General features: G+C 69.0%; 13 protein-coding genes. 3 read left to right on the top strand and 10 right to left on the bottom strand.

All coding sequences use genetic code 11. The features are described from left to right. Positions 1-19 precede the first annotated feature (19 nt). From EAO79_RS05245 to EAO79_RS05230, 4 genes are all read right to left on the bottom strand, one after another. Positions 20-688, bottom strand: a complete 669-nt coding sequence (locus EAO79_RS05245; protein WP_079704581.1) for a response regulator transcription factor — start codon at positions 686-688, stop codon at positions 20-22. Next, positions 685-1,932 carry a sensor histidine kinase gene (locus EAO79_RS05240; protein WP_241160993.1) on the bottom strand — a complete coding sequence of 416 codons (1,248 nt, stop codon included), beginning with the start codon at positions 1,930-1,932 and terminating at the stop codon, positions 685-687. Before EAO79_RS05240 ends, EAO79_RS05245 begins: the two co-directional genes overlap by 4 nt. Before the next feature lie 5 nt (positions 1,933-1,937). Further along, positions 1,938-2,618 (bottom strand): DedA family protein, encoded by a 681-nt coding sequence (locus EAO79_RS05235; protein WP_124768147.1) that lies wholly within the window; start codon positions 2,616-2,618, stop codon positions 1,938-1,940. Positions 2,619-2,730: 112 nt separating this feature from the next. Beyond that, positions 2,731-4,050: an ammonium transporter gene (locus EAO79_RS05230; RefSeq protein ID WP_124768145.1), complete on the bottom strand. Its 1,320-nt coding sequence runs from the start codon at positions 4,048-4,050 to the stop codon at positions 2,731-2,733. Between the two features lie 167 nt (positions 4,051-4,217). Here EAO79_RS05230 and EAO79_RS19330 point away from each other — a divergent pair, with 167 nt between their 5' ends. After that, on the top strand, positions 4,218-5,000 hold the full coding sequence (locus EAO79_RS19330; RefSeq protein WP_241160992.1) for a GrpB family protein: 783 nt from the start codon (positions 4,218-4,220) through the stop codon (positions 4,998-5,000). A gap of 268 nt (positions 5,001-5,268) precedes the next feature. On the opposite strand, the gene EAO79_RS05210 is transcribed toward EAO79_RS19330, so the two are convergent. Beyond that, the gene (locus EAO79_RS05210) at positions 5,269-5,805 is read right to left on the bottom strand and encodes a phosphoribosyltransferase family protein (protein WP_124768141.1); all 537 of its coding nucleotides are present in this window, start codon (positions 5,803-5,805) and stop codon (positions 5,269-5,271) included. A 96-nt stretch (positions 5,806-5,901) separates the two neighbouring features. On the opposite strand from EAO79_RS05210, the gene EAO79_RS05205 reads away from it, so the two are divergent. Both EAO79_RS05205 and EAO79_RS05200 read left to right on the top strand, forming a co-directional pair. Next, positions 5,902-6,150, top strand: a complete 249-nt coding sequence (locus EAO79_RS05205; protein WP_124768139.1) for a hypothetical protein — start codon at positions 5,902-5,904, stop codon at positions 6,148-6,150. Beyond that, positions 6,147-6,383 (top strand): hypothetical protein, encoded by a 237-nt coding sequence (locus tag EAO79_RS05200; RefSeq protein ID WP_124768137.1) that lies wholly within the window; start codon positions 6,147-6,149, stop codon positions 6,381-6,383. The genes EAO79_RS05205 and EAO79_RS05200 overlap by 4 nt, the downstream gene beginning before the upstream one ends. Here the strand turns inward: EAO79_RS05200 and EAO79_RS05195 are convergent. The 5 genes from EAO79_RS05195 to EAO79_RS05175 form a co-directional block, all read right to left on the bottom strand. After that, positions 6,380-7,117, bottom strand: a complete 738-nt coding sequence (locus EAO79_RS05195) for a TetR/AcrR family transcriptional regulator (protein WP_124768135.1) — start codon at positions 7,115-7,117, stop codon at positions 6,380-6,382. The two genes, EAO79_RS05200 and EAO79_RS05195, sit on opposite strands and share 4 nt — an antisense overlap. Before the next feature lie 58 nt (positions 7,118-7,175). Beyond that, positions 7,176-8,174 (bottom strand): alpha/beta fold hydrolase, encoded by a 999-nt coding sequence (locus tag EAO79_RS05190; protein ID WP_124768133.1) that lies wholly within the window; start codon positions 8,172-8,174, stop codon positions 7,176-7,178. A 5-nt stretch (positions 8,175-8,179) separates the two neighbouring features. Further along, positions 8,180-9,541 carry a type III glutamate--ammonia ligase gene (glnT, locus tag EAO79_RS05185; RefSeq protein WP_124768131.1) on the bottom strand — a complete coding sequence of 454 codons (1,362 nt, stop codon included), beginning with the start codon at positions 9,539-9,541 and terminating at the stop codon, positions 8,180-8,182. Between the two features lie 192 nt (positions 9,542-9,733). Beyond that, complete coding sequence (locus EAO79_RS05180; protein ID WP_124768129.1) at positions 9,734-10,780, bottom strand: NAD(P)-dependent alcohol dehydrogenase; 1,047 nt, start codon at positions 10,778-10,780, stop codon at positions 9,734-9,736. Positions 10,781-10,923: 143 nt separating this feature from the next. Next, positions 10,924-11,457, bottom strand: a complete 534-nt coding sequence (locus EAO79_RS05175; protein WP_124768127.1) for a hypothetical protein — start codon at positions 11,455-11,457, stop codon at positions 10,924-10,926. Between the last annotated feature and the right edge of the window lie 17 nt (positions 11,458-11,474).

Below are 11,474 nucleotides of genomic sequence, written 5' to 3'. Positions count from 1 at the left end.
CCGACGCGCGGAGTCCGGGTCAGGACGGGGCGACGAGTCCGGTGTCGTAGGCGAAGATCACGGCCTGCACGCGGTCGCGCGCGCCGACCTTGGCGAGGACCTTGCCGACATGGGTCTTCACGGTCTGCTCCGCGATGAACAGGGTCGCGGCGATCTCGCTGTTCGACCGCCCATGGCCGATGAGGACGAGCACCTCTCGCTCGCGCTCGGTGAGCTCCGCCAGCCGCGCGGCGCCATGCGAGGCGCGGGGCTTCTGCGCGGCGAACTGCGCGATCATCCGTCGGGTCACGCTCGGGGCGAGCAGGGCGTCGCCCGCCGCCACGACCCGCACGGCGTGGACCAGGTCCTCGGGCAGCGCGTCCTTGAGGAGGAAGCCGCTCGCCCCGGCCTGCAGCGCGTCGTAGACGTAGTCGTCGATGTCGAAGGTGGTGAGCATGATGATCCGTGGGACTTTCGCCGCGGGGTAGGACGGCCCGAGGATGCGCTTGGTCGCCTCGATCCCGTCGAGCTCGGGCATACGGACGTCCATGAGGATCACGTCGGGGTCGAGGCGTGCGGACAGTTTCACGGCTTCCGCGCCGTTCGCCGCCTGACCGGTCACCCGGATGCCCTCGTGGGCGTCGAGGAGGGCACCGAACCCGGCGCGGACCATGGCCTGGTCGTCGGCGATGAGGACGTCGATGGTCACGGGCGATCCTTCGTGGAGACGGGTCGGGAGGGGGACGAGGGTGTCGAGGTCCGTGGCTCGGACGACACGGCGACCGGCAACGTGGCGACGACGAGCCAGTCGCCCTCACCGTCCGGCCCGGCGCTCAAGCCGCCGCCGAGGAGTTCCGCGCGCTCCAGCATGCCACGCAGGCCGTGTCCGGCTCCGTGTTCACCAGCCGACCGGGACGCTCCGTTGTGGATGCGCAGGTGCACCGCGGCGTCGTCGACCCGGACGTCCACGGCGACCGGTGCGCCGGGCGCGTGCCGTACCGCGTTGCTCATGCCCTCCTGGACGATGCGGAAGGCGGCGATCTGCACAGACGGCGGGACCTCGGCGCCGTCGGTGTCGGTCACCTGGAGGGTGATGTCGGCGCCCACCCGGCGCAGGCTCTCCGCGAGCGCCGGGAGATCGGCGATGCCCTGCTGCGGCGTCAACTCGGCCACCTGGTCCTCGGTCCGCAGGACGCCGAGCAGGCGACGCATCTCCACGAGCGACGCCCGGGCGGTCGCTGCGATGTCGTCGAACTCCGCCGTGGCTTCGTCCGCGAGGCCGGGCACCCGGTACTTGGCGGTCGAGGCCTGCACCTGGATCACGGACATGCTGTGTGCGACGACGTCGTGCAGCTCGCGGGCGATCCGCGTGCGCTCCTCGACGAGCAGCCGCCGCGACTGCTCGGTGGCCGAGACCTGGCGCTCCCGGGTGAGCTCCTCGCCGATGCGCACGCGCCCGGAGACGAGGAGCGCGACGAGGAACGCCACGGCGGCAATGGAGGACGCGACGATGAGGTCGGCGGCCATGGCGGTCGGGTCGGCGGCGGACGGCACGAGCAGCGCTGCGACGAGCGAGCCGGCGATGTTCACGAGCAGGGTGATGAGCCCCGGCAACCAGCCGTGCAGGAAGGTGACGGCCCCGACGAGGACGGCGAACGCGATGAGCGCGGGTACGGACCACGGCCACGGCCAGACCGGGTCGTGATCGGCCGAGGCGATGAGCGGGAGCACGAACGCGGCGGCGGCGAACAGCGCGATCGCGACGCGCGGAAGGACCACGGAGAGGACCGGTGCCCCGCAGATCGCGGCTCCGAGGAGGAACGACGCCGGGAGCACGGTGCCGTAGAGGAGGCTCTGGATCGGCACGAGGACACTGAGCAGGACAACTCCGACGCCCGCGAGGACGATGAGGATGACGGTCCGACGAGTGATGCCGGGCGACGTGCGATCCATGGTCGTCATTCTCCCACCAGCACCAGGACGGGGTGGTCGTCCGCCTCCGCCTCCTCGGCCCCACTCGCCCCGGCAGCGGCCTCCGAGCGCTCGCGACGACGACGACGCGCCGCTGCGACCCGGTCGACGACGAGACCGAGGACGAGCGCCACGGCGACCCCGATGACGGAGCTGAGGAACGGCTGGTCCTCGAAGAGCTTCCCGGCCACGACGCCGATGAGCGCGCTGTAGGCGGCCCAGGTCACGCCACCGATGATGCTCAGAGGCAGGAAACGACGCCACGGGTACCGGAGGGCACCCGCCGACATGTTGACGGCGACCCGTCCGACGGGGATGTAGCGCGCACCCAGGATGAGCGGCGCGCCCCGCCGGCCGAGGGTCCGCCCGGCCCGGTCGAAGGCCGCGGCGATGCGCGGACGCCGCATCCAGGCGAAGCGGGTCGTGCCGACGCCACGGCCGATGAGGTAGGCGAGGTTGTCACCGATCGCCGCTCCCACCGCCGCGACGGCGCAGAGCAGCAGGAGGTTCGACCCACCGGTCGAGACGGCGACCGCCGCGGCGGCGACGAGCACCGTCTCGCTGGGGATCGGCGGGAAGAAGCCGTCGATCACGGCCGCTGCGAACATCACCAGGTAGAGCCATGGTGAGGTCACGGCGCCGAGGATGAGTTCGTTGATGACGTCCATGCTCCGACGCTACGAAGCGGACGGACGCCGGGCATCACCCTGGGGTATCGACCACCCCCTACCGCGGTGGTGTCCTCGGCAGGGGACGGTCGACCGCGGGGGCCGTCCGGGACTACTCGACGACGGCCGGGACCTTCGGCTCGGCGTGCCCGCGCGGGGCGAGCGCCTCGTGCGTGCTGATCTCGTACGCGTTCTCCGCGTGGAGGGCGACGTCGAGCCCCTGCGCCTCGGTCTCGGCCGACACTCGGATGCCCATCGTCTTGTCGAGGACCTTGGCGAGCACCCAGGTGATGGTGAAGGTGTAGGCGAAGACGGCCACGATCGCGAGCGCCTGCTTGCCGAGGAGGAGGAAGCCGCCGCCCGCGAGGAGTCCCTCGCCGCCGCTGGGCGCGAGCGGCACCGCGAGGACACCGATGAGGAGACCCCCGACGACGCCGCCGACGAAGTGGAGGGCGGTGACGTCGAGGGCGTCGTCGAAGCCGAAGCGGACCTTGAGGCTGACGGCGAAGTAGCAGACGACCGCGGCGGCGGCGCCGATCGCGAGCGAGCCGAGCGGGGTGACCGCGCCGCAGGAGGGCGTGATGGCGACGAGTGCGGCGATCGCACCCGAGCAGGCGCCCAGCGTGGTCGGGTGACCGTCGCGCAGCTTCTCGACGACGAGCCAGACGATGACGCCGGCGCAGGTGGCGGCGACGGTGTTGAAGACCGCGACGGCGGCGTTGTTGTCGGCCGCACCGAGGGCGCTGCCGTCGAAGCCGATCCACCCGACGAAGAGGAGTCCGGCGCCGAGCAGGGTGAGCGGGAGGCTGTGCGCCTTGGGCTGCGACGGGAAGCCGTTGCGCTTGCCGAGGACGATGGCGAGTGCGAGGGCGGCGACCCCGGAGTTGACGTGGATCGCGGTACTGCCGGCGTAGTCGATCGAGCCGATGGTGTTGGCGAGCCACCCGCCCTGCACGCTGCCGTCAGCGGAGTCGAAGGCGAAGACCCAGTGCGCGACCGGGAAGTAGACGAGCGTCGACCAGACGCCGGCGAAGACCATCCACGCGCTGAACTTCATCCGACCGGCGGCCGCTCCGGCGACGATCCCGATCGTGAGACCGGCGAACATCAGGTGGAGTGCGGCGAGCGCGAGCGGCGGCAGTGCACTCCCCTCCGGCGCGACGAGCAGTTGGCCGAGACCCGGGTACTCGGTCGGGTCGCCGACGAGTCCGAGGCCGCCGAGGCTGTCCCCGAACACCATCGAGTAGCCGAAGGCCACCCAGAGGATCCCGACGAGACAGAACGACGCGAAGATCATCATCATCATGTTCATGGTGACGCGACGGCTGACCATCCCGCCGTAGAACATCGCCAGGCCGGGCAGCATGAGCGCCACGGCCACCACCGCCGTCAGGAGCCATGCCGTGTTGCCCGCGATTGCAGCCGTGTCCATTCGGACCTCCAGGGTTCGCGCGGGATCCGAAACGGACGACCGCATTTTCAATAGGTCATCCAATTGTCGTGACGACCGGTTTCAATGCAGTATCGAATCCGTTTCGTGTTCGTTACGGGATCGCGTGTCAGGTCCGGTCGGCTTTTGCCCCTCGGCAGACTTGAAAGATGGACGACGTCGACGTTGAGTGGTTCGACCAGCCCATCGAGGAAGCGGTCGAGATCCACGACGCATCCGACGATTGGGCCGACATGGGCAGGCACTGGGAAGACCTGCTCAAGGACTCGCTCCACCCCCTCCCCGCCCACGTCGATCACGTCGGTTCGACCGCGGTGCCCGGACTTGCCGCCAAACCGGTCATCGACATGCAGATCCAAGTGCCGGACATCGAAGATGAACCCGCCTACCTACCCGCCCTGGAAGAACTGGGGATGGTTCTCCGCGCTCGCGGTGCGAATTTCCGCTTCCTGCGACCGCCCGCGGGACGCCCGCGGAATGTGCACATCCACGTCTGCGGAATGGGCTCGGTCTGGGCCGCGGAACACCTCGCCTTCCGAGACGCTCTTCGAGAGGGAATCCTGGTCTGGCACGCGAGTACGAGCGCATCAAACGAGGATTGGCGACGACCGTTTCAGAACGCGCGGACTACAACCGCGGCAAAGAGTCGTTCATCCGAGAGGTTGTCGCGAGGCACCCATCTCCCTGACCCGACACTCGACGCAAGGCGATGGGCGTCACAGAGGCCAGTCGTCGGGGTACCGGAACGGAACGGCGACGATCTGCACGTCGTCCTCATAGGTGAGGCGGCCCGGCATCATCGTTCGGAGCTCGACCCAGGGGATGTCGTATCGATCGAGGAGTGCGAGATAGCCGCCAGTGAGCGTGAGGAGATCGATCGCCGTCTCCTTGAACCACGATCGTGCGCCAGGGTGTTCGAAACTACCCGGTGAGGCAACGGACGGGTTCGCGTATGCGGCGTTCAGCCGGTCGTTGCTCTGGCGCCACCATGCTGCGTCCTCCCCCGACAGCCGCCCGGTGTCGTGCAGCCCGTTCGCCATCGCGAACACACCGGGGAACCGGCCGTTTCGATTCGGAACGGCACTCTGGAAGCGAACGAACATTCCTCGACTGTATGCGGGAGCACGAGTACACCGGCCGGAGTGTCCAGCCTTCTGGTCAGGCGCGGAGAGCGTCTCCTCTGTGATCGGCCGAAGCTGATCATGGGAGATCGGCACCCGTCACGAGCGAGTGGATCGGCGGAAGCCGGTGCCGCGCAGTGTCACTTGCCTCATCGACGATGGTGACCACTGACACGACCTCGGCCCCACCCTCCTTCGCGAGCTCCGCGACGACCAGAGCCTGGCTTCCGGTTTCCACCCAGTCATCGACCAGAACGAGTCGAGCCCCAGGCTGCAGGTGATCACGGCGCATCGACAGCGTGCGTTGCTGCCCTCGGTAGTCGACCTCGGTCCGCCTGCTGATCAACGAGCCGGGGAACATGGCTCCATCCTTTCTGACGGCCACGAACCCGATGCCCAAGGCGACCGCCACCGCTGGCGCCAGAACGAAACCGCGTGACTCGATACCCACGATGCAGTCCGGCCGGTCGCGCCCGGCGAGATCAGCCAGTGCCGTGACGATCGCACTGAGCGCCGCGTGATCCTGCAGCATGCTCCACACGTCCGCATCGCCATCGATCCACCGGAGATGCTCCAACGCGTGCCACCGCCCCTGCCCCACCACGTCGCGCGTCATGAAACAACGGTATCGAGGCCGAGACCGGACAGGCGACGCACAAGCGCTCAGCGTTCTCTCGCTGCGCGCTTGTCAGGCGCAGCATAGGCTGCTCGCATGATCAAGGCGAACGATCCCCAGTACCGGACGCCACGGCTGATCCTGGGATGGACGTGGGCGACCCTCGGTGTCGTGCAACTCGCGTTCAGGTTGCCCGCCGGCGCTGACAGTCAGGGCTATCTGTTCTGGGTCATCCTGGGTGCCGCGCAGATCGTCCTCGGCGCGGTTGTGTTGATCCAGGCGTGCCGGCTCCCGAAACACGCACCCATCGACGCCGCCCGGACCGATACCGGAGACGGCCGATGACCCGCTCTGGCAAGCTGTGGCTCGTGGCGGCCGTCCTCTTCTTGGCGCTCGTGGCCGTGCAGCTCTGGATCATCGTCTCGAACTGGTCGGGGACGAGTCGAGACTGGTTCCAGATCGTGCTCGCACTAGTGCAGGTCTCGCTCGCGCTGACCGTCATCACCTCAAGCCTGCGGTCGGGACGTCGGAACCACTCGACGGACGCCCCGGCTGAGGACGAGTCTCCGGCGGGTTAGGCGGCCGCGAGGTCGAGCTGGAGTGCAGCCCGTTCGACGTCGGCGAGCGCAGCGCGGTCGACGAGGAGGCTGTGGAGGGTGGCGGAGGCGGTGCGCCGCGCGAAGGCCCGGATGCGGTCCGTCTCGCTCGCACCCTCGGCGGCCTCGACCGGTGGGTACTGGGCGGCGATGTCGCCGGAGCCATAGCGGTAGGCCTTCTGCATGCCCTCGTTGGCGTGGAGTGCCGCCGCTGCCGCCCACTCCGGCGTCTCGCTGCCGCCGAGGACGAGGGTCCCCTGCTCGACCCCGTCGCGGATGAGTCCGGCGATGAACGTGAACAACGTGCGGTAGTCGTCCCAGAACGACGCGAGGTCGTCGGGATGCTCCGCTGCGAGCCGCTCGATCTCGTTGTAGTCGAAGGGCGCCTCGCAGATCGCGACGCCATCCTCGTAGAGGACGCGGTAGAGCTTCGCGGGAACATCAGCCTCGATCGGACCGAGGGCTTCCGCGGCGCCGACCGACTGGCGGTTCGAGGCGGCGGTCGCCCGCAGCACCTCGCGCTTGTTCGCGAACCAGTAGTAGAGCGAGGACTGCTTCATCCCGCACGCCTCGGCCAGCATCGTCATACTCGTGCGCTCGTACCCGCGCTCGGCGAACAGCCTGGTCGCGACCTGGATGATCTCCTCACGAGGATCCTCGGCGGCGATGCCGCTCGCGCGAGGACGACCGGGCGATGCTCCTGTGCGGCCGGCCATCGATCACCACTCCCTGCTCGCGGACACCTCCGCCAATCCTACGGGCGGGCACGGCAGCTCAGCCCTCGCCCAGCAGCTCGCGCATCGCGGCCTCGATCACGGCCGTCTCGGCGGCACGCACCCCAGGCCGCCCCGCCACATGGCCGAGGTCGGACTCGATGACCCGCACCTCGCTCCGACGCATCATCGCCGACTCCAGGACGTTGTCCTCGACGGTGAAGTAGAGGTCGGCCGACGACGGCATGACGATGCTCCGCGCGCGCACTCCCCCGAGCGCCAGGGCCAACCCGCCCTCGACCCCTCGCCCGGGATCCGCCCGCTGCCAGGTGCGCAGCATCGCGAGCAGGTCGTTCGCGTCCCACCGCTCGTGGTCGGCCGCCCAGTCCTCGAGGAGGTCGGCGACGTCGGCGTACCCGAGCTCACGGTAGGTGCCGTCGCGGAAGAACGCCTGCGAGTAGGCCCACCCCGCATACACCGTCCCGAATGCGCGGAGTCCGGCCCGCGGCGGTGTCGTGTAGCGCCCGTCGTCGAACGCCGGGTCGGCTCGGAGCGCCGCCTCGACGCCGGCCAGGAAGACCGCGTTGTGCGGCGAGCAGCGGGCGGCACCGGCGACGGGGAGGAACGCGTCGACGGACTCCGGGTACCGCACCGCCCACTCGTAGGCCTGCAACGCGCCCATCGACCAGCCGGCGACCAGCCGCCAGCGGCGGACACCGAGGTGTTCGGCGAGCTGCCGCTGCGCGCGCACGTTGTCGCCGATCGAGACCTCGGGGAACGCGGCCCCGCGCACCTCCTCAGCCGCGTTCGACGGCGAGGTCGACACCCCGTTGCCGAACAGGTCCACCGAGACGATGAACCAGTCCGCGGGGTCGAGCGCCCGACCCGGACCGATCCACGGCTCGTAGCTCGCGTGCGTCCCGGTGTAGTAGCTCGGGAGCAGGACGGCGTTGTCGCCGTCGGCGTTCAGCGCGCCCTGCGTCGTGTACGCGAGCCGCGCCTCCGGGAGGTCCGCGCCGGACTCCAGCGCGAACCTCCCGAGGTCGAGGACCTGGTGCATCGGGATCAGAAGAACTTCAGGTAGCGGGCGGTCTCCCAGTCCGACACGTGCGCCTGGTACTCGTTCCACTCCTGGCGCTTGTAGTCGATGAACGCGTCGTACATCGCGTCACCGAACACCGAGCGCGACAGCGAGTCGGTCGCGAACTCGTCGACGGCCTCGCCGAGGCTGCGGGGCAGCATGCCGATGCCGAGCTGCGCGACCTCCGCCTCGGTGTAGTCGTACATGTTCTCGGTGTGCGGCGCACCCGGGTCGAGGTCCTCACGGATGCCCTCGAGGCCAGCAGCGAGGATGAGGGCGGCACCGAGGTACGGGTTGCAGCTGATGTCGGCCGCACGGCACTCCACGCGGCCACCCTGCAGGGGCACGCGGAGCATGTTGGTGCGGTTGTTGTTGCCGTAGCTCACGAACACCGGCGCCCAGGTCGAGCCCGACATGCTGCCCTGACGCACGAGGCGCTTGTAGCTGTTGACCGTCGGCGCGATGACCGCAGAGAGCGCCGGCGCGTGCTTGAGGACACCGGCGATGAACTTGTAGCCGAGCTCCGAGATACCGCAACCACGTGGGTCGTCGTCGGTCTCGAACAGGTTCTCACCGGTCTCGATGTCGGCGAGCGACATGTTGAAGTGCGCACCCGAGCCGCTGCGGTCGGCGAAGGGCTTCGGCATGAAGGTCGCGAAGTAGCCGTGCTTGCGGACGATCTCGTTGGCCATGAGCCGGAAGAAGACGGCGCGGTCCGCCATGGTGAGCGCGTCTGAGTAGTTGAAGTCGATCTCGAACTGCCCCGGGGCGTCCTCGTGGTCGAACGAGTACACGCCCCAGCCCATCTCGGTCATCGCCTCGACCAGCTCGGTGAGCCAATCGAGGTTGTCGAGCGCCGCGGTCGCCGTGTAGCAGGGCTTCGCGAGGTCGTCGCGGTCGCTGACCTCGGTCACACCCTCCGGGGTGTCCTTCAGGACGAAGAACTCGGTCTCGATCCCGAGGTTGAAGGTGAAGCCCATCTCAGCCGCCGCATCGAGCTGACGCTTGAGGATGTTCCGCGACGCCGCCTCGAACGGCTCGCCCTTCGTGTAGAGGTCGCTCGCGAAGAAGGCGACGTCCTTCCGCCACGGCAACTGCACGGCGCTGTCGAGGTCGGGGCGAGCGGAGAGCTCCTCGTCGCTGATCGCCTGCGGGAGGCCGTCGAGCGCGGCCCCCGTGAAGAGCTCCGATCCCCCGGCCATGCGCTCGAGGTGCGACAGCGGGACGAACTTGGTCTTGATGCTGCCGTGCATGTCCACGAAGCTCGCCATCGCGTACTTGACGCCGGCCTCCTGCAGGCGGCCGCGGACGGACTCCACGGTGGTAACGGTCTCGACGACGGTCATTGGATGCTCCTCCGGTTACGTCGCTGCCCTCGCCGCGACTCATTTCGATACTGTATTGAAAGTATGCGTGGGTGGAGTTTCGATGCAGTGTCGAAAGTGTTTCCGGGGTGTGAACCCTGCGCCCAGGTGCACTGAAAACACGGAACCGGCGCCCGCCGCGAGTGCGACGGACGCCGGTTCCGGGAGTCGTGGTTACGGAACGATGACCGCACGCCCGCGGATCGTGCCCGCGTGCAGGTCCTCGTAGGCCTTCGGGGCGTCGTCGAGCGAGTACGGCTGCACCTCGACGTCGACCTTGCCCGCCTTCGCGAGCTCGAAGACCTCGATCAACTCGCTCCGCGAACCCCAGTACGGCACGCGGACGGCGGCGTCGTAGGCGATCGAGCCGAAGCCGATGGTGGCCGAACCGCCGCCGATACCCACGATCGTCACGTCGGCCTCCATGGCGGCGACCGCGGTGGCCGTGGCGATCGTCGGGTTCGCGCCGACGAAGTCGAACACGGCGTCGACACCGACCCCGCCGGTGAGCTCGCGGATCCTGCCCGCGGCCGACTCGTCACTGATGAGCGTGACGTCGGCGCCGACGTGCTTCGCCAGCTCGAGCTTCTCGTCGCTCACGTCGAGGACGATGACCGTCGCTCCGGAGAGCGCCTTGAGCATCTGGATGCCGACGTGGCCGAGGCCACCGGAACCGATGACGACGGCGAAGGTGCCGGCACCGAGCTTCGGCAGGCTGCGCTTGATCGCGTGGTACGGCGTGAGGCCGGCATCGGTGAGGGACACGTTCTTCACGGGGTCGAGGTCGCCGATCGGCACGAGGTGGCGGACGTCGTCGACGATCATGTACTCGGCCATGGAACCCTGCGCGCCGAGCCCGGGAGGACGGATGCCCTCGGCGGCGGCGTTCGTGCAGTAGTTCTCCTTGCCCTGGGAGCAGTTGAGGCAGTGACCACAGCCCCACGGCCCGTAGACGGCGACCGCGTCACCGATCTGCAGGCTGGTCTCGACCCCGGGGCCGAACTCCTCGATGACGCCGGCGCCCTCGTGGCCCAGCGTGAGCGGGAGCGGGTACTGCTGCTCCAGGTAGTCCTGCTCCGGCAGGCTCATGACGTAGTCGTCCGAGTGGCAGACACCGGCGGCGGTGACCTTCAGGAGGATCTCACCCGGCCCCGGCGTCGGCTTCTCGATCTCGACGACCTCAGGGGCCGAACCGATCTTCGTGTACCGCAGTGCCTTCATGGTGGGACATCCTCCTCGAGCGTCGGAACCGCACGCCGCAGTCGCTCACTAAGCGACGTGTGTCAGATAAGTCTGACCATTCCAGTATGCGCCTCGATCCGGCGGCCGGCACCCCGTTGACAGCGCTCTGACACCGACACCCGTCAGCGCGGTTCCCAGGCCAGGACGACCTCGAGGAGCTCAGCTCGCGACAGCCCGCTGTTGACCTGGAGGACCGGCTGCGGCAGGGTCGCGAGCCAGGCCTCGTGCGACGCCCGACTCCGGCCGTCGAACGCGGGGTCGCCGTAGCCGGACGCCCACTCCCGGAACTCCTGCCACGCGCGCTCGTCGTGCGGTTCGCCGGCCCGCCGCTCGACCTCTCGGGCCTCCAGACGCCGCAGCCGCTCCGCCGGGTCGAGGGTCACGAAGACGATCGCGTCGCACTCGGCCACGATCTCGTCGCCCCAGCCGGGCATCGAGCCCGATAGAACCCACGCCTCGCGCGGCACGAACAGCTCGCGCATGAGCCGCACCCGCTCCGCATCGGAGCGCTTGGTGACGTAAGGCGGGTCCGTCGGCACCCAGAAGTAGTCGTCGACGTCGGCGTGCGGGACGGACCAGTGGTCGGCGAGCGCCCGCCCGAGCGTCGTCACGCCACTACCACTGGCGCCCATCAGGTGCACTCTCGATCGTCGCATCCGTCCATTCTGACGCG

It is taken from the genome of Plantibacter sp. PA-3-X8 (genome assembly GCF_003856975.1).
In the GTDB taxonomy this organism is placed as follows: Bacteria; Actinomycetota; Actinomycetes; order Actinomycetales; family Microbacteriaceae; genus Plantibacter; species Plantibacter auratus.
Note: the sequence above shows the minus strand (reverse complement) of the source record. Positions and strands in the feature narration are given on the sequence as shown.

What these genes read in the sequence shown, in the direction of transcription:
- EAO79_RS05240 (WP_241160993.1), bottom strand. Translation starts at nt 1,932, where the DNA reads ATGGATCGCACGTCGCCCGGCATCACTCGTCGGACCGTCATCCTCATC.
- EAO79_RS05235 (WP_124768147.1), bottom strand. Translation starts at nt 2,618, where the DNA reads ATGGACGTCATCAACGAACTCATCCTCGGCGCCGTGACCTCACCATGG.
- EAO79_RS05230 (WP_124768145.1), bottom strand. Translation starts at nt 4,050, where the DNA reads ATGGACACGGCTGCAATCGCGGGCAACACGGCATGGCTCCTGACGGCG.
- EAO79_RS19330 (WP_241160992.1), top strand. Translation starts at nt 4,218, where the DNA reads ATGGACGACGTCGACGTTGAGTGGTTCGACCAGCCCATCGAGGAAGCG.
- EAO79_RS05210 (WP_124768141.1), bottom strand. Translation starts at nt 5,805, where the DNA reads ATGACGCGCGACGTGGTGGGGCAGGGGCGGTGGCACGCGTTGGAGCAT.
- EAO79_RS05205 (WP_124768139.1), top strand. Translation starts at nt 5,902, where the DNA reads ATGATCAAGGCGAACGATCCCCAGTACCGGACGCCACGGCTGATCCTG.
- EAO79_RS05200 (WP_124768137.1), top strand. Translation starts at nt 6,147, where the DNA reads ATGACCCGCTCTGGCAAGCTGTGGCTCGTGGCGGCCGTCCTCTTCTTG.
- EAO79_RS05195 (WP_124768135.1), bottom strand. Translation starts at nt 7,117, where the DNA reads ATGGCCGGCCGCACAGGAGCATCGCCCGGTCGTCCTCGCGCGAGCGGC.
- EAO79_RS05190 (WP_124768133.1), bottom strand. Translation starts at nt 8,174, where the DNA reads ATGCACCAGGTCCTCGACCTCGGGAGGTTCGCGCTGGAGTCCGGCGCG.
- glnT (WP_124768131.1), bottom strand. Translation starts at nt 9,541, where the DNA reads ATGACCGTCGTCGAGACCGTTACCACCGTGGAGTCCGTCCGCGGCCGC.
- EAO79_RS05180 (WP_124768129.1), bottom strand. Translation starts at nt 10,780, where the DNA reads ATGAAGGCACTGCGGTACACGAAGATCGGTTCGGCCCCTGAGGTCGTC.
- EAO79_RS05175 (WP_124768127.1), bottom strand. Translation starts at nt 11,457, where the DNA reads ATGCGACGATCGAGAGTGCACCTGATGGGCGCCAGTGGTAGTGGCGTG.